We start from the raw sequence: 25351 nt of genomic DNA, 5'->3' as shown, positions 1-25351 counted from the left end.
ATATACCTTCTTTACTTATCTTTGAATTTCCGGTCCCACTTCCCATTAATGCAGGATAAATAAATACATTCTATCAAGTAAACCTTTTCTTATAAATTTCGACTAGAAACACACATAACAATAGGATTGTAACTATTACAGTCCACTTATTAAATATAACTATCTCTGTACTCACTTTTTGTTTTTCTTTCTCGTTTAACTCCACACGCTCACCTCGAACTAGCAATCTATTGGTGTTTACTCCATAAGGCGTACACGTAATTAAAGTTGTATAATCTTTATTTTGTACAATTTGTAGATCGTCCGTTTCGTGTGGTAACACTACTTTAATTTGATCTACTTTATAAGCAAGAACTTTGTCTAAAGAATGAATATAAAAAAGATCTCCTTTTCTCAACTTATCTAAATCTGTAAATAATTTTGCTGATGGTAAACCACGATGCCCTGTTAAAATAGTGTGCGTATTTTCTCCACCTACCGGGAGCGAAGAAAAATCTAAATGACCTATCCCGCGACTCAATACTTCCTCAGAGGTCCCTTGATAGATTGGCAGTTTTATATTAATTTTCGATATTTCAATATACCCCATTACATCTCCTAAATTTAACGCATCAGCATACGCTTGATGATTACTTTTTTTTTCAGAAAATGGATCTGTAAATGTTTTCGCAGAAGTTTGAACTTGTTTATTATATTCGGCTGCTTCTTTTTCCCTACGTTCGACTTCTTTCTTTTGTAATGCTTTAATCTTCTTATCGTAAGAGCTAATCTCAGAATAATGTGCACGGGTCGCCAACCAATTACTAATAGTAGGATATAAAAAAATACCTAATCCAAATAAAAAAATACCTCCCAAAACAAGATTTCGTTTCATATTTCCACCTCTGTATATGCTTAAATATCGAAAAGAGGGAAGCATTTTGCTTCTCCCCTTTTCCCATAGTTACATGTTCCTAAAATCTTAATTTCTAGCAAACTTTTTTCTAAAGAAAACAAATGCCGCTGTAAGCATTAAAGTAAGGCCTATTACAGTAAAAAGAGTCGTTCCTATACCACCCGTTACCGGAAGAATCCATCCACTTTTATTATTTTCTATCGTTAATTTAACCGTTTGATTATTTTCGCTAATCTTTACATCAATGGGGTCTTTTAATAATTGATAAGAAGCTTTTGTACCATCTTCTTTTGTATATGTCGGTGCTTTCGTTTCAAAAATTTGATAATCTCCATATGGAATGTTAGACCATTTAATAACACCATTTTCATCTGATACACCTGTTACTTCTTTTCCTGCTACGACAACTATTTTTCCATTATTATCTTTAAGTACAAACTCTGCACCTTTTAATTTATTCTTATTAGCACTATCAATTTTTGTTAACTCAATTATTCCAGTTGTCGGAATAACAACTACAGGTTTAGATTCCTTTTCTCCAATTACATCATTTTTATTTGTAAAATGTATTTTTGCTGTATTTAAAATTTCCGAACCAGATGGTACTCCTTCTTTTACTTGGGATTTAATTTGCAAATGAAATTCTTTTTTACCATCTAATTTTGTGAAATCTTTTACTGTAGCTGTTACTTTTTGACCTTCTATAGCTACCTCAACAACGTTTGCATTTACTTCTGCTCCATCAATTTTCACGATTGGCTTTCCTTGAATCACTAAACGATTATCCAAAGTATCTGTTACCACATATTTTTTGTATTCCTTAATGTCTTCTGGAATTAATGTTTTAATATCATAATTATAATTAGTTAACGGATTTATTGGTAACGCTTCCAATTTTCCGTTAATTTTTTTATCAATTGTTGGTTCTTCATAGTTTTTCACTTCTATTTTAACTACTGTACCAGAAGTAATAGTTCCATCTTCATTAATTGTTCCGGAGTTCTTAACAAAAAACTCACGTTTAGTTGGATCTATTACATAGCCTTTCGGAGCTTTTGTTTCTTGGAAATAGTATTCTCCATACTCCAATCCTTGCACTCGGATATGGCCATTAGCATCTGTTGCTAACTCTTTTTTCACTTCTGTACCGTCTTTTTTAAATAAAGAGAATACTGCACCTGCTAATGCTTTTTCATTTACACCAGTTTTTATTAAATCCACTGCACCACGTTTAATCTCATTTTTGGGATACATGTGAACATCATAGTTTAGCACCTTACCCTCTTTATTCGTTAATGGGATATCCACTGTATACGTATTGGGATTTAGATTCACATGTGGAGGTCCTGCCACTTCTTTCACCTCATAACGTCCTAGCGGAAGATCTTTTAATACAGCTTGTCCGTTATCATCTGTTACTACTTGATTTGGAGTGGCTCCCATTACAGGTTTCACGTCTTCTTTTACGATTTTCCCATCGTTTGAAATTTTTTCAAAAGAAGCAACCCTTTTCACTTCAAACGTTACACCTTTTAATGGTTTCACATCTTTTGGCACCTCTTGATTTGCAGAACCGTCACCTTCTAGTCCCTGCGCTCCATCTTTTTCTTGTTCATACTTATGAATCGTTAAAGTACCTTTAGATGGTGAATCTGCCTTTACTAATACACTAAACCATGTAGAAAATGTTAAGAATAACACTAAAAGCACACTAAATATTTTTTTCATTTCTCTTATCCCCTTTACTACTTCTATCATTTTAAAAATTTCTTTATTACTATTACCTTCTTAAAAGCAATAGTGTGCCAAGTATCAGATTTAAACGAATAACATAAAACATAGTCGTCCAACAATCCATTGTTTACAATCACTTATTCACTTTTCTTATCTTCTATTATTACGTTGTCTCTCCACATGATATATGTAATTTTCTCCCCTAAATTACACGTATATCCCTATTTCAAGAATCATTACATTTGTTACATAATAGCTTTCACTGCTAATTTCGACTAGTCACTTACTGTCAATCTATTCATTTCTCACTTCCTATCCCTATTTAAAATCCAATCTTAATCATTTTTTAATACATATAAGTAATAACCAACAAATAAGTGTGACGATTCATATTTTACGTTACTGTCCAAAACTATTACCTGTATATTCAAATAATATGTGCTATTCATGTTAAATTATGGTATTATTCTTAGAAGTTTATAACTTTTATTTATATTTTTTATTGATAAAGGTTTTCCGTATCTACTTATGAAAAAGGAATATATGTTTATTTAACTATTACGCATAACTGTAAGGAGGAAGAATATGACTAAAAAACTCAGTCTAGTTGAGATAGAGTACATTTGCAATATGTTTTTTCAATCTTTCGAAATTCCAGTTTGTTTTTTAGATTGTAACAAAAATATTCTTTTAGAATTTAAATCAAAAAATGATTCACATTCGTTATATACATCAAAAATAGAACAGTTACATATGCTTTTTCAGAGAAATGATACATATAATTCCCCCATCTTCAGAACTCACGAATATCTAGGGCACTTTATTTTAATTCACATAAAGAGCGATTATATGGTGAACGGTACTGTTATTATTGGGCCCTTGACACATGTAAATTTTTCTACAAGTAAAGCGGATAGTAACCTTAATTTTATTCCAAATTATAAAAGAACAAGAGACCATTATTTTTCATTGTCAGTCAAAGATCAAAATTTTTTTGTAAATATAGCGATATTGTTCTATAACATTCTCTATAAAAAAAATTCAGATGTAAGCACCTTTTCAAATAACAGTGACTCACTTCATATAAGTCATAGCAGCATCTTAAACGAAGATGTATATATTTCAATGCAAAAAGACGAATCTATTTATCATAATTTATATATAGAGCAGCAACTACTTAGTTCTATAGAAGAAGGGGATAAAGAAACCGTACTCAAATATTATTACGAATTCCAACAAGAGACTCTTTCATCTTTATCTTCATTCCATCAATTAAGACGTCATAAAAACATTTGTATTTCATCCATCACGCTCGCTACTAGATATGCGATAAAAGGGGGACTTCCATCTGGGATTGCTTACAAAATTTATGATTTACATATTCAAAGAACAGAAGATTCAAAAGACAAAGAATCTGTTTGGGATTTATTAAAAAATGCTTTTTGTACCTTTGCAGACCGTGTAAAGGCACAAAAAACACAGCAATATTCACAGACTATTGCTATTTGTAAAAACTACATTTTTAAAAATATTTACAATCCAATATCTGTTAAACAACTTGCTAAATTTGCAAATGTGAATTCAGATTATTTATCTATATTATTTAAAAAAGAAGTCGGTATTTCATTAATTGAGTACATTCAACGTGAACGAATCGAAGAAGCAAAGAAATTATTAACTTTCACCACCTATCCTTTATCAGACATATGCGCTTCGCTTAATTTTAGCGATCAAAGTTATTTCACTAAAATTTTTAAAAAATTCACCAATGAAACACCTGGTAAATATCGAAAATCTCATGTTGTCATTTAGAGTGAAACTTCCATTAAAACAAAATGTTTTCAGTAACTCATCAATGGCAGATTAGAAGCACTCCCAGATTCATGAACTATAGGATTTATGCTTTTTCCAAACCAAAAAACACGTTACTATTCTTTTATTTTAATGAGAATAGTAACGTGTTTTTTATGTAATGTAGTTTTGTAGACAGAACATGATCCAACTACAAATTTTTATAGAAGCCAAATGCACCGCTTAACTACTAAAATCTTATTAAGTAAAAAATCCATATTTTGTTTTACTTACTTTCTATTTTATTTCTTTTGAATAATGAACTCTTTTCTTCAAACGAATGATCCCTACTATTATTTTTGTATCTTTCTAAATTTGCGAACAAAAGTGAGTACTGTGCCTGTAATAATCATCAATATGCCGATTGCTGCACTGTTAGTTGTACTTACACCCGTCTTTGGAAGCTCCTTATATGTATATTCTTTTTTATCGCTATTACTGTTGTTTGAGATATTACTCTTATTTTCCTTATTAGCAAGGCCATTAGCTTTGCTAGTTTCTTTATCTTTCACTAATACTTTTTGTATTGCATTTACCTCATTACCCACGGAATCTCTAACACTATATATTATTTCATAAGTACCAGCTTTAGTTGTATCTATAGTTCCTTCATACGCTACTTTAGAAATAAGGTCACCGTCCTCTTTATCAGTAGCTGATACCCCTACCAATGGATCAAATTGATCACCCTCAGTAATTGAAGTTGTAGCAGGTACTTTTAGTATTGGTTTATCATTTTTAACTTCTTCTCTAACTTTGACCGTTACAGTTTGCTTCGCCGTTACTTCATGACCTTTAGAATCTGTAACCGTGTACGTTAATACGTAAGTACCGGCTTTAGTTGTATCTACTTCACCATCAACTTTGATTTTAGAAGTGAGATCACCGTCTTCTTTATCGATAGCTAATACTTCTGCCATTGGAACAAATGAATCTCCTACATGAATTGTCGCTCCAACAGGCACTGTTAATTTAGGTTCTAAATCTGATGTTTCTCCATTTCCCTCTACAATTACAGTCTGTCTAGCCGTTGTATTTCTCCCTTGGGAATCAACGACCAAGTATTCCACAATGTATGTACCTGGTTTTGAAGTATCTACATCGCCTTTATGCTTTACTTTATTTGTTAAATCACCCTCTTCTTTATCAACAGCTTTTACATTTCTCATTGGATCAAACGTATCACCTACACGTAGTGTAATCGTAAACGGTACAGTTAACTCTGGAGCTTGGTTTTCTGCTGTTTTTTCGTTTTCTTTCACCGTTCCTGTAATTTTTGCCGCATCAAAAGCATTTTGGACTGCTTGAACTTCAATTGAGTTCGCTCCATATTTATTAGTTGCCACTTTAAGGCATGCCAATTTCAATTCAGAGAAATTAGAAGTCATATTTAATTCATCAGTATTTGCATAATAGAAAATATCAAACATTCTATCTTCACCAATACCATTTACATTTACACCGTTATGAGTACCACCTTGTGCAATTAAATACGCAACTTTATTAATAATACTTGAGTTAAAATGAACGCCTCCATAATCCTCTCCATTTAAATCATTATATTTACTATAATCATCAGGATACGGTAGTCCTTCTGAAAAATTAATTGCAGTTGGATTTTTCATATTACGAAAAGTCGATCCAGTTTGTTCTCCTATTGTCCAGTTAAATTCCCCATTATTTATGTATTTCTCTATAGCCGTTCCCATAATATCCGATAATGCCTCGTTAATTGCCCCAGATTCTCCTGAAAATTCAAGGTTAGATTCACTTGATGTAACTGCATGTGTAAATTCATGACCCGCTATATCGAATGCTTTTACCATAGGATCTCCATATAAAAGCATACTAATGTTATTAATATTAGTACTAAATGCATTCTCCCAATTTTCAGGATCATTTGTTCCTCCAGAATCCCATGCATGTACAACTGAAACTACTTTTTTTCCTTTATTATCAAAACTATTACGCTTATATTTTTCTTTATAAAAATCGTATACCTTTGTTGCTAAGAAATGAGCGCTTACCGCCTTTGGATCATTAAATGTTGTTGAAACACTAGTTGCTAGTATACCAGGATAATAACTTTCTTCATTTGTAATATCTCTATAATTTACATCATATGTCTCAATTCCTTGTCCTCTTGTGTAATCAGCAAGTGCATAATTCCCACTGGTCTGTTTAGAAATACCAAATGTACGAGTTACGCCTAAATCATCTTTTCCTGTTCCAGTTAATGATGTGAAATTGCTAGTTTTATTTTCCTTAACGGATTCAACATACTCTTCACTTATTTTCAAACTTGATTCTTGTACCATATCTTTTAACATTTCACCATTATGAGCATTCACTAAATAAGTTCCAGATACATAATTTGGTGTTGTAGCAGCAAATGTAACTTGATATGCATTGCTAGCCTCCCCATGATTTTCATCAACAAAAATAACTGCCTTAACTTCTGGCTCAGAAATAAATTTAGTATCGTTTCCGTACTTTTTATAAATATATTGTTTTGCTTCTTCTTTTGATAAATTAATAGGTTTCTTTAAATCTTCTTGTGTTAAATTTTGTGCGCTAGCTCCTGAAATGCTTTTAATAATACCTTTTTTATCTACGTGAGCAGTCAACTGGTGGCCATATACTTCTTTTCCTTCATATATTTGTTGCATGCGCACAAGTGTAGTTCCATCATAAGAACCACGTTTTTGAAGAACTTTGTAATCTACTCCTGTTTCTGCACTAACTTGTTTTGGAGACAAAGCATGCTCCGTATTTTCCTTAAGTGCATCTTTCACTACATTCTCTGGTGCCTTTTTTGATGGTTGTGTCAGATTACCTGTACGGAACGAATCCTCTTGAATTTCAACTTGCATTTGACCAGGTTCCTCTGCATGACCTACTCCATATAGTGTTACACTTGTTAAAACGAATCCTGTAGTTAATGCAACTATAGCTATTTCTTTTTTATTTCCCATGATATTTACCTCGTATAAATTTCTATTATTTATATAAAACTGCTAAAATGTATACAATCTATTCCTAACATAAAAAGATGACTTTTGTAATCAACAAAAGCCACCTCTTTAATATGTAATATCCCTAAAATGTTTTTAATACATAATTTCTATACAAAAAAGAAAAAAGCATTCATTAACGAGCATTTTGCAATACTTTTATTAGGTCATTTATATTTTCAACTTTCTGTTGAAACTGATCAAGTCTGCTATGTAGCAATGAAGGATTTTTATCTTCAGTTGAAATAACTTGTTTTAATTCGTTTTCTAATTTATCATACATATCAAAGAAATTATCAAATTCTACACTTACAAGCTCTTCATTTTCGCGATAGAATCTTTTTGCTTCTATATAAGTCATATATGATTTATTTAAAAATCCTAATGAAATTAAATATTTAGAAGTGTTTTCTTGATAAATAGCAATATTACACGCTATTTTAATATCAGAATAAGTCTTTTGAACGAGACAATGCAATTCAAAAATCTTAAACTTTAATCCATTATTCATTTCATCCCCTCCCATCGTATCTATTCTACATAAAATTAGAATATTATACAAAGAAAATTATTAGCATGAAATTGACAATTTAAAAAATAACTTAAGGATAAACAAAATCCCTCTCATTATAAATTATAGTTGCGGAGCATTTACCAACATAACAGCAAAATAAAAAGCGAAAAGAATAAATCTTTCCGCTCTTAGAGTAATAAATACATTTCATATTGCGCTAAAGAATTCTTTTCAAATCCACATTTCTTAAGAAAACCTTCCAGTAAATTATTGTTAGGAAACCCAATTGATAAACTTGATAAATTTAATTCTTCTCTTGCTACTTGTAATAATTTCATCCCAACACCAATATTTCTATAATCTTTGTCTACGAAAATAAAACTAATTTTACCTTGTTTATTTACACATAGAGAGCCTTTTAAGTCATTATCGACATATGCACCATAAAATACATTATTTGTTTTTTTGATATAATCAATATCATTTTGCCAATTTATATGGAAGTTTAACCATTTCTGAATTTCATCTTTAAAAATTGGAAATTCTAATTGTTTTACTTCACTATCCTTACAATCTTTATTCATTATTTTAGTCAAATCATTTAAATTATAATAAGAAAGTTCGTACACTTTTTCATAGCCCAACTTATTATAAAAATGAATCGCTCGGTCATTTCCTACAATGACTTCGAGAAAAAGTTGCTTACATCCATGTTGAATCGCCTCTTCTTTATGCAGTTCAAATAATTTTTGACTTACACCAATACCGCGGTAATTAGGATGAACCGCTAATGTTCCACAGCGCATAGTCTTTATACTTTCATAATCCTTTATACCACCTAGTATTACGCCAACAGGTTTGCCTTCTTCTAAAGCAAGAAAAGAATGTTCTAGCAAATTACCTTCTGGTCCCAAAAAACGTTGTATAAAATCCTCTTTTGAAACCTCCATCTTAATAATGTAATCTGAAAATCCATCTTTAAAAGCTTCATATACTAAATCAATATTTACTTCACTACACCTTTTATATTGAATCATATAAAATTGCCCTCCAACTGCTTATATTAAACTCAACGTGTACCCATATAATATATTCCATCTATTATAAATTTCAGCTCTTAATTTGAAATAAGCGGACATTTCCCTACATATAACTCACTATTGATTTGTTTTATAACAAACTATCTATTATTTACTACATTAACCTCATAAACACGTAAAAAAGCAATTAAATGCTCACATGCTCTTTCACATGCTAGCATTTTAAAGATTTTTTGTTCTTCTTTCGTTTTATCATTTGCTTGATCTGAAGCAGCTTTTAAACAGAGAAATGGTTTTTTATTTATTTGGCATACATAGGCGAAAGCTGCTACTTCTTGATCAACTGCCAATGCTCCATATACAGTATGGAGTAAATATCTCATTTCCGAACTACGAATACGTTGATCTCCTGATAAAAATGTACCGAAATGTATCGGATCATACGATCGTATTTTTTTTATTCTTCTTACAAGTGATTTTGTTGTTTCAATAGGTGCTGTTCTACCGTTATATAAATTAAAAACATCTTCCCCTGAACCAGCAGCAGTAACATCATGTTGTATTGCGTTTAGTGCGACTACAATATGACCGTTTTTCACCTTGTTTGATAAACTTCCGCATATTCCTGTCATAAACAACTCATCTGGCTGAAACTCACTAATTAACAATTGTACACAACTAGCGCAGCTTACTTTACCGACACCAGTAACAACTGATATAATTTCCAGCTCATTAATAGTATGAAAATGAAATTCCCAAGCTGCTCTTTTTTCAACACGTTCACTCGGATAATGTTGATGCAAATACGTCAGTTCTGGTTCCCATGCAGATACTATTGCAATACGTTTCATTACACGCTTCACTTCCCCTATTGTCATTTAAATATGTTATCTATACTTTCTCGTTCATAATCTGGAATCCATTCTTTGTATTTCTTATATAAATCTCGTATTATTTCTTTATTCTTCGCAATTACTTCACATCCTCTATCATCATACATAAACATGACAATATCTTTCGTTGCATTAATGAGAAATACATCTGGATAAAAAATTTCTTTTTTTCGTCCAAATCGAGGATACAAATCAGAAAAATCCTCATGATTAGCAGCTTGTATAAGCGATTCATACTTAATATCTTCTACGAGACATTTTAAAGAAAATTGATATGTACAATATAAATCTGCTTCTTCATCTTCAAATAGAAACGGTAATGTTTCTTGTCTTATATGAAATCTTAAATCTCTTTTCTTAATATATTTATTGTATACATTTATTTTCTGTGGAGTTTTTATGTTTTCCTTTTTAAATCTATAAACATTTGTCACTACAAACACTACATCTTCTTTTGAAAATATGTCTTCAAATAAGAATTTATTATATGTATATAGTTGAGAAAAGTATTCCATATTTAAATCGTTGGTTCCTTCTACAATTTGATATTTATCTTTTCCGAAATCAAAATGCAAATGATTTTCCCACTGAGATAATAAGTAGGGTCCTAATGTAACTTCTGGAAATGTTTGATTCATATATTCTTTTAATTGCATTTCCTTGTCCTTTCTACTGTACAATTCTTTTTAAATCCCAATATGCTTCTTCTAGCCACGGGTGTATAACTTTCAATGTATCTTTCCTTTCCCACAAATATGAAATATATACAAAAGCTGCTTTTTCCAAAGATTTTCCCAATCCTTTTTTTATTTCTATTAAATATGGTGGTGTCCCTTTTTGATCCCATTCTATTTTATCTGCAACAAATAATACTAAATCCATCTTCGTTGCATGTTTACGCAACGTTGTATGGCAACAAATTGCATTTAAAATCTCTTCATCTTCGACTTTAAATATTTCTTTTGCGATTACCCTCGATAATTTTTGATGAATAATCATAGGAAACTTTCTTTCCGCTTCCACTATTTCTACACCAAATTCTTCAGCAACTGCAATCCGCTCCTCGTTTGGAAAAATGCCACTAATATCATGTAAATATCCTGCAATTGCTGCTTTTTCTTTATCTACGTGAAACTTTTCTGCAATCTTTTTTGCCTCATTTGCCACACGAATTGAATGTTTATATGTAAACTCTTTATTATATTTTAGTAGAAAAGCTTTAATATCATTTTCTATTTTTCCAGTTGGAGTAAATGAATATTTATCATTACATAACATAGAAAATCCCCCTTATAACTACCTTTCATTATAATGTAGAATCTAAATATCTTTGTTATTTTATATTCGATATTAATCTTTTTACTCCTTTTTAATACGTTACATGAAATTTTATACAGAATCATCGCTACAAGTACATAAATGTTTGATATTATAGTAATGTTGATGATTTGTAAGGAAAGGAACTACACAATGAATAAAAACATATTAATTATTGATGATGATAAAGAAATTGTTGAATTACTTGCTGTTTATTTGCGAAATGAAGGCTATAACATTTATAAAGCTTATGATGGCGATGAAGCATTGCAAAAGGTTTCTACATATGAAGTTGACCTTATGATTTTGGATATTATGATGCCAAAACGAAACGGATTAGAAGTTTGTCAGGAAGTGCGTGAAAATAATACTGTACCAATTCTAATGCTTAGTGCAAAAGCAGAAGATATGGATAAAATATTAGGCCTTATGACAGGTGCCGATGATTATATGATCAAACCATTCAATCCATTAGAATTAGTAGCTAGAGTGAAAGCTTTATTACGAAGATCCTCTTTCCAAAATGCTACTTCGCAAAAGAATGAAGATGGTATTATTCGTATTCGCTCTGTTGAAATACACAAACATAATCATACAGTTAAAGTAAATGGAGAGTACATTAAACTAACCTCTATTGAATTCGATATTTTATATTTACTTGCGAGTAATACAGGAAGAGTATTTAGTTCAGAAGAAATTTTCGAACGCGTTTGGAATGAAGATGGTTATGGTTCAAATAAGACGGTAATGGTCCATATTAGCAACTTACGAGATAAACTTGAAACAGTAATAAATGGAGAAAAATTTATTCATACTGTTTGGGGAGTTGGCTATAAAATTGAGAAATGAAGCATTTGATATATTAAAAGATATTCCTAAATGGAAACTTATTTTTTGGCTTTTATTAGCTATCACACTCACTCCTATTACTGAATTAATTATTTATCGCCTCGTTACGAGTGTAATTGAAAGTTCACTTACTCTAACCGAACTCGGTAAAGAATTCATTCGAATTTTTGGTTATGAAAAGTATAAAGGGATTAAAGAGTCTTTATGGATGATGATTGTATCTTATTTGTTTTTATTTTCTATTTTTTCATCCTATCTTTACATTTTTTATCGTCACGAGAAAAAACTTTATTATGAAACTTGTATAAAAAAAATGATAGAAGAAATTCGTTATATTGCAAATGGAAACTTCAATCATAAAGTTTCTATTGTAAATCATAATTATCTAGAAGAATTAGCAATCGGGGTCAATGAAATTGTTGAACAATTAAAAGTCTCCATTGATGAAGAAAGACAAGCTGAACAAGCAAAAAGTGAACTTATTACAAATGTATCACATGACTTACGCACTCCCCTTACCTCTATAGTTGGATACGTAAATTTAATCCATCATGATAATTATAGAGATGAAGTGGAATTGCGATACTATATTCAAGTCATTTACGATAAGGTAACTCGTCTTAATGCATTAATGAATGACTTGTTCGAATATACACGTGTTCAAAATAAAGAATTAAGCTTGTATTCTGTTCCTATTGATATTGTAGAGTTACTTGGACAATTAACTGTTCAATTCCGTATACAATTTCAAGAAGCTAATATAGAATGTCGGCCTTCTTTCCCGTCTCAAAAGCTCATGGTATTAGCTGATGGTGACAAATTAGTGCGTGTGTTTGAAAATCTTATTATAAACGCTATCGCTTATGGAAGCGAAGGTCGCTATATTGACCTTACTGCTTATGAAAGCAATAATATGATTACAATTGATATAACAAATTACGGACAACCTATTCCTAGTACGGATTTACCTCATATTTTTGAACGTTTTTATCGCGTTGAGAAATCTCGCTCTACAAACACTGGTGGATCTGGACTTGGATTAGCAATTGCAAAAAGTATAGTCGAATTGCATAAAGGAACAATTGAAGTATATAGTGATGACGAAAAAACAACATTCACTGTAAAACTACTCCCATACAAATGTTAATATTACAAATAAAAAGTTCAATTTCTTACCATATAAGAAATTGAACTTTTTCCATAATTACCCTAAATTTAATAATCCTTTATAATTCTTTAGAAATTCTTTACCTTTTCTTTCTTCCTAATTAAGCATTCCTTTTTACAATACTATTATTGATGTCATAATAGGAGGATCGCTTATGCAATTCTTAAAGAAATTCGCTATTTTATTATTATCTTTTTTTATTACTGCACTTATCGTTTTATATTTTTATCTTTATGTAAATGGTCCGATTATTCAAGCTAAATCAGCTATTTTAATAAATGCTAATTCAGGTGAAATTGTTTATAAAAAAAATGAAGAAACTCCAGTACAATCAGCTGCTTTATCTAAATTAATGACAGAATATATCGTATTGGAGCAACTAAATGATAGAAAAATACAGTTAGATGACTTCGTACAAATAAGTAACGAAGTTTTCCGAGTAGAAACAAGCCCTATACAAGTAACATCGAATGATAAAACAACGGTTCGTGATTTACTTCATGCATTGCTACTGGCAGGGAATAATCGTTCTGCACTCGCCCTAGCAGAACACATTGCTGGAAATGAAGATAACTTTACAGTATTAATGAATAAAAAAGCAAAAGAACTAAAGTTATTACAACCATCTCCATTTCTAAACTCTACTGGAATTAATAATAATACAAATAAACAATCAACTACAACAGCGATAGACGCAGCTAAACTAGCAGCACGATTAGTAAAAGATTTTCCAGATGTATTGAATATTACGAAACTAACCTCTTACCAATTTACCTTCAAAGATTCCCAGGTTTTCAATACGAATAAAATGATATATTCCCTTAATGAAAACATTAAACTTCAAGGTGTTGATGGCTTACAAACTAGTTTTTCAACTAACGGTAATTATAGTTTTGTCAGTACAGCAAAACTTGGAGATACTAGACTAATTTCAGTAATATTAGATGCAGATGAAGAAAACATTTCATTTATTGAAACAAAAAAGTTGCTCCAGTATGGTTTTGATCCTTCCTCGTACTCTGCACTCCAAGCTTTTAAAGACGCCCTTACATCTTGGACAATATTGCTTCAGTTTAAAAATTTAATTATACAAACTATAATGATTTTTTTAATCATTACCACCTTAATGTTTTTACATATACGTCAGAAAAAATCCGAGGATTTCAATTAAGAAATCTTCTTATATATATAAAACCGACTTGCGCTTGAGATGCAAGTCGGTTTTTAATTCTATCATCCTCTTCCAAGCAAATTTGCTGAAACTGGTTGCAAGCTTAACTCTCTCGCCCATATAGATAGCTGACCAATATGATAAATTTAATATCCCATTACATGTCTTAAAACCTATGTTTTTTGAGGCATACATCCATCTCTGTTTCCTTTCGTTGTGTTCGTTTGTTTAGTTTAAATGGGTTAATCTATTAATTCTATTAAATCCAACAATTGAACTATTACACTTTAAAGTTCTACTCATATACTATAGTAGATTACTAGAAAGGAGGCTTAACTATGGATAGTTGCGTTGTATTTGTAAACGGACAACCTTTTTTAGTTCTTTCAGTAGCTGGTATTGAAATTGCTAGATTAGAGATTTCCCTTCAAGTAGCATTAGCTCTAAGAGTGCTTGGGATACCAATCTGTGATTAATTACCAAATTAAAAGAAAAAGAGGGCATTAGCCCTCTTTTTTTATTTTCCTCATATATTTTCTTAACAACAAATAAAATTTTAATTTTTATATTGTAAGGAAATTCCGAAAAATAAACTCATTTTATTCAATAAAAAGAGCACCACCCATACCTCATTATCCGTTTCTAAAAAATTAGAATTCGATTAATTACAAAAAAATTTAAATATACGAACGTTACATAAAATACTTGTTAGAATAGCTGTCCTTCACACTATTTATTTCGCAGACGTTATATAATCAAAGCACCAATGATTAACTTTTTATACGGCTTATTTTAAGTGTGCTAGCATTCTAGGCTAGATGATCATGACTGCAAAAAAAACTTCAAGTTCTCGTTTATATAAATCAGATAACGCTTTCACTTTTTGAATCGATTGATAATCTTTAAATTGCGGTTCGCTATCTTCTTCTCCTTGAAGAGCACTAATCCAACTATACTTGAAATCATGTTTCTAACATACCCCCAGTTTGCAAAGTAAATCTTCCTCTCAAAGTTGTTCACACCACTTAAACCAATCATCTCTTACTTGCCAATTATATTGAAATAAAGTGTACACATTTCTCTCTCCCTTACTTCAATTATCCACCTAACAGCATCTGTTATACATTTAACCATTGACAATCACTTCTCTTCGGCCAAGTTCCTCTACAGCGTGATTAATTATTTCACTTACAGATAAAGAACCATCCAATATGATATCTGAATTCGGCTTAACAGTATGAATTGCCTCTAAATAAGCTTTTCTCGCATATGTCATGTAATGTTCCAAATCATTATGTATTTCATCTATTGTACCTTCCTTAAAATCTCGCAAAATCCTTCTAGCCATCGCAATATCTAAAGGCGTATCAATAAATATAGTTACATCAATAAATTTTCGCATCTCACTATTTAAGTATGCAAAAGGATAATCTACAATAATATAGTCTAAGGTATTATTTTGTATAAGTTGCTCAATATCATGAATTAATGGTGTTAATACCCACTCGTCGTAATTCGCCCCATCATCAATCCATTTACAAATATCAGCAGGAGAGTTATCAAATGTGTAACTATCAAAATATAGAGCTTTTGAGTTTTTAAACTTATGCTTTAATCTTTCTGTAATTGTAGTTTTACCTCCCCCCGAAACAGCTGCAATTGAAATTATTTTTGTTTTATTATCCACTATACCCACCAAACCCCTTTTGTTAACATAATATAATTATAAATTACTATCGTTGCTACTTCTTCCATTCATATTCTAACATACTCATTTCCCATAAATTCCAATACGTTTCTCCTACTCTTTTTGACTCTCTTAATAAGCCTTCTTTTACAAACCCTATTTTTTCGTAACATGAAATGGCCGATGTATTAAAATCATACACACCAAGAGTTACTCTATGTAGTTTTAATTCGTCAAAAGCAATATGAAGTACTGCTTTCATCATATGTTTTCCTATAGAACGTCCTCTCATCTTCGTATTACCAACTAATACTTTTCCAATTCTAGCGGACTTATTAATATTATCTATTTGCCCAAGCGAAATATGTCCAATAACGTCTGAAGTCTCTTCATCTACCACTTTGAAAGCGAGTGTATTTGCACTTTCTATATACTTCTCTAATTGCTGTTCGTCTAAAGGAAATGTGAACGCATTTCCTGACCACTGTATTAGAAATTCTTCTGAATTAATCCAATTTATTAATTGTTTAAAATCAGATTTCTTAAAGCTTTCTAGTTTAATCACTTCCTTGCTCCTTTCGTACATCATGCTTTATAACCTCAAACTTATTTCTATATAAAGAATATATTCTCCTTTTATATAAAATTAAAATAAAGCCATTCATGTGAATGGCTTTACAAAAAAGCAGCATAATTATGCTTTGTTTGCTACATCAATACCATTAAAATCAAAGTCAGCAGTAACCGTTGTAACCGGTGGGAAAATTGCTTCAATTTTGCAAATGGAAATAATTACTCCAACCGATCCAGGAATAGCCGCAAGCCTAACTACATCACAACTTACAGACGAAACAGTACCTACATAAGTACGTCCCTCTGTATTAATTTGAACTGTTCGATTAATTAATTTCTTAAGTTCATCTCTAATTCCTTGTACACAAGAATTATCACATTTCTCATGCTGTTCTTTTTTACACTCTTCGAATACTTCCCAACAATCATCTTGTTTACATGTACACTTCTTTTTACAATTATTAAATCGAGAACCCAATACCTCACCCCCTAATCCTTTCTATTAGTAAAGTATGTCCACTAGCTTAAAAGGGTACGAGGCAAACACATAAAAAGAAAAAAACAAACAATTGTACCAAACTTTCTTTTCATTATTCATTATAAAAACAGACTTCTCCTAATTAAAAGCTTTTTAATGAGCAGCCGTGAATTTAGTCCTACTCCATTTAATGTTTAGACACCACTTTCTAAAACAAACCTTTTTTCTTTTAAATAAGACGCCCCTTAAAAACACACTAGATTTTCCCATTAACTCACATATACATAGACTTTATTTGTGGATTTCCCATTTTTCATTGTGAAATATACATTTAAAAAGCGTACTTGAAAATAAGATATTATTTGTAATCAGAACATTTTCTTCAACAAGTGTTTATTGAAAAATACCATAACTAGTAGTAGTTCTCTCCACTTTCTCTTAAAAATTAGCATAGTTTGTATGAATTCTATATCGAGTAGAAGACACTCTATCATATAAAGATAAAATAGTAGGTTAATAAACAAGCCATTTTTTTATTAAAACATAGAATAATATGAACACTATTGAAAGGAGGTAGAAATAAATGTCCTGGAAAAATGATTGCTGGAGTTCTCAGAAAAAGCATTGTTGTGATGATTGGTGGAAATCTAAAGAAAAGCATCATTGTGATGATAATTGGAGTTCTCAGAAAAAGCATTGTAATGATGATTGGTGGAAATCTAAAGAAAAGTGTCATTGTGATGACGATTGGAGTTCTCAGGAAAAACATTGTAATGATGATTGGTGGAAATCTAAAGAAAAGTGTCATCGTGATGATGATTGGAGTTCTAAACGAAATAAGTGTCGTTGTAAATGTTTCTTTATTTGTTGCCATTGTAAAAGAAAAAATTGGTAATATTTTTAATGTCAACGTAAAGGAAAGAATATGCCTTTTGGAACCAATCGGGCTTTTCCGGAAAGTTGATCCCTCATCTACTTCCTTGCTTTCGCTGAATTTTTAGGTGGGGGCACTACTGCCCGGCAAATAGCGAGATAAATACTAGAATGTAATATATAAAAAGCTGACTGCTTATAGTCAGCTTTTTATATATTAACACGTAAAGGTTTAAACAGACATATAAGCAGTCACGCTTTGTCATCACCTTGTTGTTGTAAATTAGTATTTCTCCATTGAATAGACATTCCATAATATCGTATTTTGATAAAAACTAAAAAACATACTTAACACTAATAGTAGAATTTTTCTTCTTCATCAACTTCACTTCTTCTCTTTTTATAAACATAAAAAAAGAGCTCTATTTATATAGAGCTCCTTTCTAATTTTATAATTTACTAGACTGTAACCCCTGAATAAACGGAACTACTTCAGGATTTACAAGCGATGATAAATCACCTAATTCTTTTCCTAAGTAAGCTGCTTTAATAACACGGCGCATTACTTTAGAATTACGTGTTTTCGGTAAATCTTCTACAACGTGGATGTCTTTAGGACACAACGCTTTTCCAATATGAGAGTTTACTAAACTCATTAATTCTTTCTTTAATTCTCCTGTGAATGTTACATGGTCTCTTAACACTACAAAACAATGACAAACTTCACCTTTTACTTCGTCAGGTACACCAATTGCAGCAGCTTCGATTACATCGTTATGTTTCACAAGAATAGATTCATATTCAGCAGGTCCAATACGTTTACCTGCAATATTTAACGTATCGTCTGAACGCCCTGTGATGATATATTGTTCACCATCGTAAATGACCCAGTCACCGTGGACCCATTTATTTTCAAAACGCGACCAATATGTGTTTACGTAACGTTCATCATCTTCCCAGAAGCTTTTCGTCATACCTACCCAAGGTTTCTCTAAGCATAATTCTCCGACTTCATCTCGAATTGGTTTACCTTGATCATCCAGTACGACAGCTGCCATTCCTGGTAAAGATGCGTTAAAACTAATCGGTGCTATTGGCTTAATAAGAACATTACCGAAAATCCCACCAGAGATTTCAGTTCCACCTGAGTAGTTACAGATTGGGACATTTCCTTTTCCAACTGTTTCAAACAGCCACATCCATGGATCAGGATTCCAAGGTTCTCCTGTTGATGCGAATACTTCCAAACTCTTTAAAGAATGTTTATTGACATACTCATCACCTTTTGCCATCAATGCTCGGATTAACGTTGGCGAAATACCTAGATGAGTAATCTCATATTTATCAACTGTCTCCCATAACCGGTCTGCTTCTGGGAAGTCTGGAACACCTTCGTACATAACCATCGTTGCTCCATTAATGAGTGAACCGAATAATAGAAACGGCCCCATCATCCAGCCCATATCAGTTACCCATAATACACGATCACCTTGTTTAATATTCATTCCAAATCCTGCATCAAAAGCTGCTTTCAAAGGAAATCCTGCATGCGTGTGTACTGTTCCTTTCGGCTTACCAGTCGTTCCTGATGTATAAATGAGCATTAATGGATCATCACTTTGCATTTCCTCGGCATGTATGAATGGTTTTTCTTTTTCTAGCGTACTCCACGAAAAGTCATAGTTATGTGGTGTAAAATCATTTCCTGCATGACGAACGATAACAACTTTTTCAACAGTTGGGCAATGTTCACAAGCTTTATCTACTTCATCTTTTAAAGAAACAATTTTACCTCGGCGTGAAAATCCATCTGCGGTAATAATCATTTTTGAACCTGCCGCTTGCACACGTGTCATGACTGCATCAGACGCAAAGCCTGAGAATATTGGTGAAATAATTGCTCCGATTTTCATTACAGCTAGCATCGCAACAACTGTTTCTGGAATCATCGGCATATAAATTGTTACACGATCACCTTTTTCAATACCCGCGTGTTTCAAACCATTCGCAACACGGCTTACCCAGTTGTCAAGCTCTTCATATGTAAATGATTTTGAAGTTCCATTTTCCCCTTCGTACTGAAGTGCTGGCTGTATTCTCGTCTCTTCATCCGCAAGCCAGCGGGATAAAGCTGATTCTACAACGTTACATGTTCCGCCATTATACCACTGTGCAAACGGTGTACCATTTTCTAAGTCTAACACTTCTGTATAAGGTTTCATCCATTGATAGCCTACTGCTTTTTCTGCCTCTCCCCAAAACCAAGCTGTTTCCTCAATAGATTTATTATAAAAAGTTTCATAGTCTTCATATCCCAATGATTTCATCCAACCATATAAACGTGTTTTTTCCTTGTACTCTTCTGTTGGAAACCAAACTGCTTGTTTCAATGTTTTCCCCTCCTTAACTTTTTGAGCAAGAAAGCCCTAAATAGGGCTTTTAAACTGGATATACAGGATGTTTACGATCTGTGAATACTTGATATTTACTCATATACATTTCGAAACGTCCTTTTAACTCTTCACGTAAATTGTTTGGATGAACAATACCATCAATCACCATCTCTGATGCTAAATGATAAATATCAATATCTTTCTTATACTCTTCACGTTTTTCAGCAATGAAGCTAGCACGCTCTTCTTCTGGTAAAGCTGCAATTTTATTTGCATATACAGCATTAACCGCAGCTTCTGGACCCATTACCGCAATAGAGGCTGTCGGTAATGCCAGACAGCAATCTGGTTCAAATGCTGGACCTGCCATCGCATATAAACCAGCGCCATATGCTTTACGAACAACGATAGAAATCTTCGGTACAGTTGCTTCACTCATTGCAGAAATCATTTTTGCACCGTGGCGAATAATACCGGCACGCTCTACTTTTGTACCAATCATAAATCCTGGTACATCCGCAAGGAATAATAATGGAATATGATATGCATCGCATAAATTAATAAACTTAGCAGCTTTATCAGCTGAATCGTGGAATAATACGCCGCCCTTCATACGCGGCTGATTTGCAATAATACCAACTGGCTTACCATCAATACGTGCTAAGCCTGTAATTAGCTCTTGAGCAAATAATTTTTTCACTTCATAGAATGAACCTTCATCAATAACTCTATTAATGAGATCTTTCATATTGAAAGGAGCATTTTGATTTTCTGGAATGATTTGTTCTAACGTTTTATCGAATTGTTTCGGTTCTTGAGGTGTAACCAATGGAGTCTTTTCTAAGTAGTTGTTTGGAAAATATGAAATGTATTGTCTTGCTTGTGTAATCGCATCTTCTTCTGTCTTACATAAAACATCTCCGCATCCTGATACAGAGCAATGCATACGAGCTCCGCCCATCTCTTCTAAAGTTACCTTCTCACCGATAACCATCTCAGCCATACGAGGAGATCCTAAATACATAGATGCATTTCCTTCTACCATCATTACAACGTCGCAAAAGGCTGGAATATAGGCACCACCAGCTGCAGAAGGTCCAAATAATAAGCATACTTGAGGAACTTTACCTGATAATTTCACTTGATTATAGAAGATTCTTCCTGCACCACGGCGTCCTGGGAACATTTCTACTTGATCTGTAATACGCGCTCCAGCAGAGTCAACTAAATAAAATAACGGAACACGTAGTTTTTCAGCTGTTTCTTGAATACGTAAAATCTTTTCAACTGTGCGTGATCCCCATGATCCAGCTTTTACAGTAGAATCATTGGCCATTACACACGCAGTACGACCATGTATTTTACCCGTTGCCGTTACAACGCCGTCCGCAGGTAAGCCTGTTTGTTCACAGTTAGCAAATAATGCATCTTCTACATATTCGCCATTATCAAATAGAAGCGCTAAACGATCTCGAACAAATAATTTTCCTTTTGCTTTATTTTGTTCATGATACTTTGGTGCGCCGCCTTGTTTAATCGTTTCAACTCGTTCTTCAAATGAATTAGATTGTTGTTTTTGATCTAACATATTTACTCCCCCTTATACGTTGGTGTGCGTTTTTCCTTGAATGCTTGTAATCCTTCCAATCTATCTTTCGTATGGATTACACCTTCATACGCTTGTTTTTCCATTTGTAATCCGGTATGTAAATCAACTTGAATACCATTTGAAATTGCCTCTTTTGCTAATCGAACAGCAATAGGTCCATTACTAGCAATTTTCTCTGCTATTTCAATCGCTTTCTCTTCAAGTAAATTAGCTGGTACAACAAATTCTACTAAACCATATTCTTTTGCTTCTTGCGCTGAAATACGTCTACCTGTATAAATTAATTCTTTCGCTCTACCAACACCAATTAATCTCGGTAAGCGCTGTGTACCACCCGCTCCTGGTATAATTGCAAGTGTCGTTTCAGTAAGACCAAGACTTGCAGATTCAGCAGCAATTCTAAAATCACAAGCTAAACTTAATTCCGTACCACCACCAAGTGCGATTCCATTTATAGCAGCAATAACTGGCTGTGGTAATTGTTCAACCATCTCCATAGTCGTGCGAATCATACTAACAGCATGGCGAACTTGTTCCTCATTCATACCAGCACGTTCTTTTAAATCAGCACCAGCACAAAATGCTTTTTCACCAGCACCTGTTAGAATAACTACACGCGTATTGGACTCTTCACTTATTTGAGTTAATATGTTTTGTAACTCTTCTAATAACGCTAAAGATAATGAGTTTGCTTGTCTTTCACGATATAACGAAATCTTTACAACGTGAGGTGTTACATAATCAACTGAAATGTTTTGTAATTGTAGCATCTTCTCACCTACTTATCGTTTTATGTTGAAGCGCTCTATACACATGACTCGGTAATTGGATATTTAGCTTACTTTGAATAAATTGACTAGCTCGCAATAACTTTTCTTCGTCTATATTCGTTTGAACTCCTAATTTATGGAGCATATGTACTAGGTCATCAGTAGCAACATTACCTGATGCTCCTGGTGCATAAGGGCAGCCCCCGAGTCCACCACAAGAACTATCAAATGTTGTAATACCGTATTCTAATGATTTAACTACATTTGCTAGAGCCATTCCATACGTATTATGAAAATGCATGGCAAACTGCGAAGCATCATACTTCTTTAATAGATGTTCTAATACTTGTTCTACTTGTAATGGATTCGCTACACCGATTGTATCCCCAAGAGAAACTTCATAAATGCCGTATGAAAATAGTTGATTACATAATTCGTCAACTGCTGTGACACTTATATCCCCTTCATAAGGACATCCAAATACAGTAGAAACATAGCCTCTTACCTTTTTCCCTTCGAATAATGCCTGTTTTGTTATATCTGCGATTACAACTAACGCTTCTTTAATCGATTTATTAATATTACTTTTATTATGAGATTCACTTGCTGATAAAAAAACATTCACCTCATCTACATTTTGCAAAAAAGCTCGTTCCAAACCATTTTGATTCGGAACAAGCGCAGCATATGTAACATTTGGATCCCTTTTCAGCTCAGAAAATACATCATTTGCATCTGCTAATGCAGGGACCCATTTTGGGTGAACGAATGAGGAAACTTCAACATACGACAATCCTGCTTCTGTAAGTAGTTGAATCCATTTTACTTTATCTTTTGTGCCAACAATCTTTTTTTCATTTTGTAAGCCATCACGTGGCCCGACTTCTTTAATGACAGCAAAATTAGGTAGTTTCAATTCGCTTCCCCCTATATCTCCCTATTCAATTTCTAATAATACATCTCCTTCATTTACAAAATCGCCTTCTTGCACATTAATTTTCATAACTGTGCCAGCTTCTTCTGAAATGATTGGAATTTCCATTTTCATAGATTCTAAAATGACGACATCCTGCTCTTCCTCTACTGTATCTCCTACTCCTACAACAATCTTCCAAACGTTTCCTGCCATCGATGCGTATACTTTCGTCATCATTTTTCCCCCTTAATATTGTTAAATCTTATTTTTTAACGAGTTGTTTCGTTACAAAACCCGTTGTATAAATACCCTCTTTGAACACCTCGTCTTCCAAAACTTGCAGTAGCATTGGCGTGTTCGTTTTAATACCTTCTACTTTTAATTCTTCTAGAGCATCATGTAATTTCGAAATTGCTTCTTCACGAGTCTCGCCATGTGCAATGACTTTCGCAATCATTGGATCATAGAAAGGTGTAATCGTTACATGATTTTCTAAGAAGTGATCAATCCGTACATTTGACGGTAATGTTAAATCTGTAATTTTCCCAGGTGATGGGAAGAATGTTTTCGGATCCTCTGCATAAATACGAGCTTCAATGGCATGACCACTACGTTTTACATCATCCTGAGTAAATGATAGTTTCTCTCCACTTGCGATAAGGAGTTGCTGTTCTACAAGGTCTAATCCCGTAATTTCTTCTGTCACTGGATGCTCTACTTGTAATCTCGTATTCATTTCTAAGAAATAGAAATTTTTCTGATCATCTACAAGAAACTCAACTGTACCTGCATTTGTATAGCCAAGTGCTTTGGCAGCTTGTACAGCAACTTCTCCCATCGCCTTTCGTGTACCTTCATCTAAAAATGGTGAAGGTGCTTCTTCGATTACTTTTTGATTTCGGCGCTGTACCGAACATTCACGCTCCCATAAATACACTGTGTTACCATGTGTATCTGCTAAAAGCTGAATTTCAATATGATGCGCATCTGCTATATATCGCTCTAAATACATTTCTCCGTTACCGAAGAAGTTTTGCGCTCTTGTTTTATTACTTTCAAACGCTTTGGTGAGCGTTTGCTCAGTTTCCATCAACTGCATACCAATGCCTCCGCCGCCTGCGGATGCCTTAAGCATTAATGGATAACCAATTTGTTTTGCAATTTCAATTGCTTCTTCAGCAGTTTCAATATTTGTAGTAATACCTGGGACTACTGGGACATCTGCTGCTTGCATTGCGATACGTGATTCGATTTTACTTCCCATCTTCGTAATGATTTCTTCTGAAGGACCGATAAATACGATTCCTTCTTCTTTGCAGCGAACCGGAAAAGACGGATTCTCTGATAATAAACCATAACCCGGATGAATTGCTTCTGCATTTGTCTTCTTAGCTATTTCAATAATTTTTTCAAGGTTTAAATAGCTTTCTTGGACACGCGGTCCACCTACTAAGTAAGCTTCATTTGCCATTTTCACATGAAGGGCATTTTCATCTGCTTCAGAATAAATAGCAACAGTGCGAATACCAAGTTTTTGACAAGTTTTCATAATACGAACAGCGATTTCCCCGCGATTCGCAATTAATATTTTTTGAAACATAGTGAT

The 25351-nt window shown here is 32.9% G+C and carries 23 protein-coding genes and 2 pseudogenes; 6 read left to right on the top strand and 19 right to left on the bottom strand.

Translation table 11 applies throughout. The annotated features are described in order from the left end of the window. Positions 1 to 73 precede the first annotated feature (73 nt). Positions 74 to 874, bottom strand: a complete 801-nt coding sequence (locus ACTFRU_RS00670; RefSeq protein WP_006929241.1) for a class C sortase — start codon at positions 872 to 874, stop codon at positions 74 to 76. Between the two features lie 87 nt (positions 875 to 961). Further along, the gene (locus ACTFRU_RS00665) at positions 962 to 2623 is read right to left on the bottom strand and encodes a SpaA isopeptide-forming pilin-related protein (RefSeq protein WP_440037383.1); all 1662 of its coding nucleotides are present in this window, start codon (positions 2621 to 2623) and stop codon (positions 962 to 964) included. 591 nt (positions 2624 to 3214) lie between these two features. Between ACTFRU_RS00665 and ACTFRU_RS00660 the strand changes: the two genes are divergently transcribed. After that, a complete protein-coding gene (locus tag ACTFRU_RS00660; RefSeq protein WP_000162835.1) occupies positions 3215 to 4441 on the top strand; it encodes an AraC family transcriptional regulator in 1227 nt (408 codons plus the stop codon). Between the two features lie 332 nt (positions 4442 to 4773). Here ACTFRU_RS00660 and ACTFRU_RS00655 read toward each other — a convergent pair whose 3' ends face one another. The 6 genes from ACTFRU_RS00655 to yqeK form a co-directional block, all read right to left on the bottom strand. After that, on the bottom strand, positions 4774 to 7455 hold the full coding sequence (locus ACTFRU_RS00655) for a M4 family metallopeptidase (protein WP_016122548.1): 2682 nt from the start codon (positions 7453 to 7455) through the stop codon (positions 4774 to 4776). A 175-nt stretch (positions 7456 to 7630) separates the two neighbouring features. Next, positions 7631 to 8005: a hypothetical protein gene (locus ACTFRU_RS00650; protein ID WP_001059025.1), complete on the bottom strand. Its 375-nt coding sequence runs from the start codon at positions 8003 to 8005 to the stop codon at positions 7631 to 7633. 191 nt (positions 8006 to 8196) lie between these two features. Further along, positions 8197 to 9045 carry a GNAT family N-acetyltransferase gene (locus ACTFRU_RS00645; RefSeq protein WP_086388515.1) on the bottom strand — a complete coding sequence of 283 codons (849 nt, stop codon included), beginning with the start codon at positions 9043 to 9045 and terminating at the stop codon, positions 8197 to 8199. Positions 9046 to 9188: 143 nt separating this feature from the next. Further along, positions 9189 to 9926, bottom strand: a complete 738-nt coding sequence (gene mtnN, locus ACTFRU_RS00640) for a 5'-methylthioadenosine/S-adenosylhomocysteine nucleosidase (RefSeq protein WP_001987381.1) — start codon at positions 9924 to 9926, stop codon at positions 9189 to 9191. Continuing rightward, positions 9923 to 10597 carry a DUF3885 domain-containing protein gene (locus ACTFRU_RS00635; protein WP_001176116.1) on the bottom strand — a complete coding sequence of 225 codons (675 nt, stop codon included), beginning with the start codon at positions 10595 to 10597 and terminating at the stop codon, positions 9923 to 9925. The genes mtnN and ACTFRU_RS00635 overlap by 4 nt, the downstream gene beginning before the upstream one ends. Positions 10598 to 10610: 13 nt before the next feature. Continuing rightward, positions 10611 to 11219, bottom strand: coding sequence for a bis(5'-nucleosyl)-tetraphosphatase (symmetrical) YqeK (yqeK, locus tag ACTFRU_RS00630; protein WP_000882449.1), 609 nt, complete (start codon positions 11217 to 11219; stop codon positions 10611 to 10613). A 192-nt stretch (positions 11220 to 11411) separates the two neighbouring features. Here yqeK and ACTFRU_RS00625 point away from each other — a divergent pair, with 192 nt between their 5' ends. The 3 genes from ACTFRU_RS00625 (at position 11412) to ACTFRU_RS00615 (ending at position 14446) form a co-directional block, all read left to right on the top strand. After that, on the top strand, positions 11412 to 12107 hold the full coding sequence (locus ACTFRU_RS00625) for a response regulator transcription factor (protein WP_001038807.1): 696 nt from the start codon (positions 11412 to 11414) through the stop codon (positions 12105 to 12107). After that, positions 12097 to 13254, top strand: coding sequence for a sensor histidine kinase (locus tag ACTFRU_RS00620; RefSeq protein WP_001243307.1), 1158 nt, complete (start codon positions 12097 to 12099; stop codon positions 13252 to 13254). The genes ACTFRU_RS00625 and ACTFRU_RS00620 overlap by 11 nt, the downstream gene beginning before the upstream one ends. 175 nt (positions 13255 to 13429) lie before the next feature. Next, positions 13430 to 14446 (top strand): D-alanyl-D-alanine carboxypeptidase family protein, encoded by a 1017-nt coding sequence (locus tag ACTFRU_RS00615; RefSeq protein ID WP_006917594.1) that lies wholly within the window; start codon positions 13430 to 13432, stop codon positions 14444 to 14446. Positions 14447 to 14508: 62 nt separating this feature from the next. Here the strand turns inward: ACTFRU_RS00615 and ACTFRU_RS00610 are convergent. Next, positions 14509 to 14619, bottom strand: a pseudogene (locus tag ACTFRU_RS00610) (DinB family protein); the annotation flags it as partial. A 165-nt stretch (positions 14620 to 14784) separates the two neighbouring features. Here ACTFRU_RS00610 and ACTFRU_RS00605 point away from each other — a divergent pair. Continuing rightward, positions 14785 to 14922 carry a DUF3956 domain-containing protein gene (locus tag ACTFRU_RS00605; RefSeq protein ID WP_000376554.1) on the top strand — a complete coding sequence of 46 codons (138 nt, stop codon included), beginning with the start codon at positions 14785 to 14787 and terminating at the stop codon, positions 14920 to 14922. Positions 14923 to 15272: 350 nt separating this feature from the next. Here the strand turns inward: ACTFRU_RS00605 and ACTFRU_RS00600 are convergent. From ACTFRU_RS00600 to ACTFRU_RS00585, 4 genes and pseudogenes are all read right to left on the bottom strand, one after another. After that, a pseudogene (locus ACTFRU_RS00600) lies at positions 15273 to 15521 on the bottom strand (DinB family protein); the annotation flags it as partial. Positions 15522 to 15572: 51 nt separating this feature from the next. Next, positions 15573 to 16142, bottom strand: a complete 570-nt coding sequence (locus ACTFRU_RS00595; RefSeq protein WP_000513268.1) for an AAA family ATPase — start codon at positions 16140 to 16142, stop codon at positions 15573 to 15575. Positions 16143 to 16188: 46 nt separating this feature from the next. Then, positions 16189 to 16722 (bottom strand): GNAT family N-acetyltransferase, encoded by a 534-nt coding sequence (locus ACTFRU_RS00590; protein WP_000990082.1) that lies wholly within the window; start codon positions 16720 to 16722, stop codon positions 16189 to 16191. A 105-nt stretch (positions 16723 to 16827) separates the two neighbouring features. Then, positions 16828 to 17184 (bottom strand): hypothetical protein, encoded by a 357-nt coding sequence (locus ACTFRU_RS00585; protein WP_000535577.1) that lies wholly within the window; start codon positions 17182 to 17184, stop codon positions 16828 to 16830. Positions 17185 to 17747: 563 nt separating this feature from the next. On the opposite strand from ACTFRU_RS00585, the gene ACTFRU_RS00580 reads away from it, so the two are divergent. Then, positions 17748 to 18185 (top strand): hypothetical protein, encoded by a 438-nt coding sequence (locus tag ACTFRU_RS00580; protein WP_197324118.1) that lies wholly within the window; start codon positions 17748 to 17750, stop codon positions 18183 to 18185. Between the two features lie 321 nt (positions 18186 to 18506). Here ACTFRU_RS00580 and ACTFRU_RS00575 read toward each other — a convergent pair whose 3' ends face one another. Genes ACTFRU_RS00575 through ACTFRU_RS00550 form a run of 6 tightly spaced genes read right to left on the bottom strand, consistent with a single transcriptional unit; the run spans position 18507 to position 25345 of the window. Continuing rightward, the gene (locus tag ACTFRU_RS00575; RefSeq protein ID WP_000806481.1) at positions 18507 to 20447 is read right to left on the bottom strand and encodes an AMP-binding protein; all 1941 of its coding nucleotides are present in this window, start codon (positions 20445 to 20447) and stop codon (positions 18507 to 18509) included. Positions 20448 to 20496: 49 nt separating this feature from the next. Further along, positions 20497 to 22038 carry an acyl-CoA carboxylase subunit beta gene (locus ACTFRU_RS00570; protein WP_000886744.1) on the bottom strand — a complete coding sequence of 514 codons (1542 nt, stop codon included), beginning with the start codon at positions 22036 to 22038 and terminating at the stop codon, positions 20497 to 20499. A 2-nt stretch (positions 22039 to 22040) separates the two neighbouring features. After that, the gene (locus tag ACTFRU_RS00565) at positions 22041 to 22829 is read right to left on the bottom strand and encodes an enoyl-CoA hydratase (RefSeq protein ID WP_000939818.1); all 789 of its coding nucleotides are present in this window, start codon (positions 22827 to 22829) and stop codon (positions 22041 to 22043) included. A 4-nt stretch (positions 22830 to 22833) separates the two neighbouring features. Then, on the bottom strand, positions 22834 to 23745 hold the full coding sequence (gene mvaB / locus ACTFRU_RS00560; protein ID WP_006928511.1) for a hydroxymethylglutaryl-CoA lyase: 912 nt from the start codon (positions 23743 to 23745) through the stop codon (positions 22834 to 22836). Positions 23746 to 23766: 21 nt separating this feature from the next. Continuing rightward, positions 23767 to 23982, bottom strand: a complete 216-nt coding sequence (locus tag ACTFRU_RS00555; RefSeq protein ID WP_001987345.1) for an acetyl-CoA carboxylase biotin carboxyl carrier protein subunit — start codon at positions 23980 to 23982, stop codon at positions 23767 to 23769. A gap of 25 nt (positions 23983 to 24007) precedes the next feature. Further along, positions 24008 to 25345, bottom strand: a complete 1338-nt coding sequence (locus ACTFRU_RS00550) for an acetyl-CoA carboxylase biotin carboxylase subunit (protein ID WP_000486742.1) — start codon at positions 25343 to 25345, stop codon at positions 24008 to 24010. Positions 25346 to 25351 lie beyond the last annotated feature (6 nt).

It is taken from the genome of Bacillus cereus group sp. MYBK220-1 (assembly GCF_051916445.1).
In the GTDB taxonomy this organism is placed as follows: domain Bacteria; phylum Bacillota; class Bacilli; order Bacillales; family Bacillaceae_G; genus Bacillus_A; species Bacillus_A cereus.
This window is presented reverse-complemented; position numbering and strand designations above follow the sequence as displayed.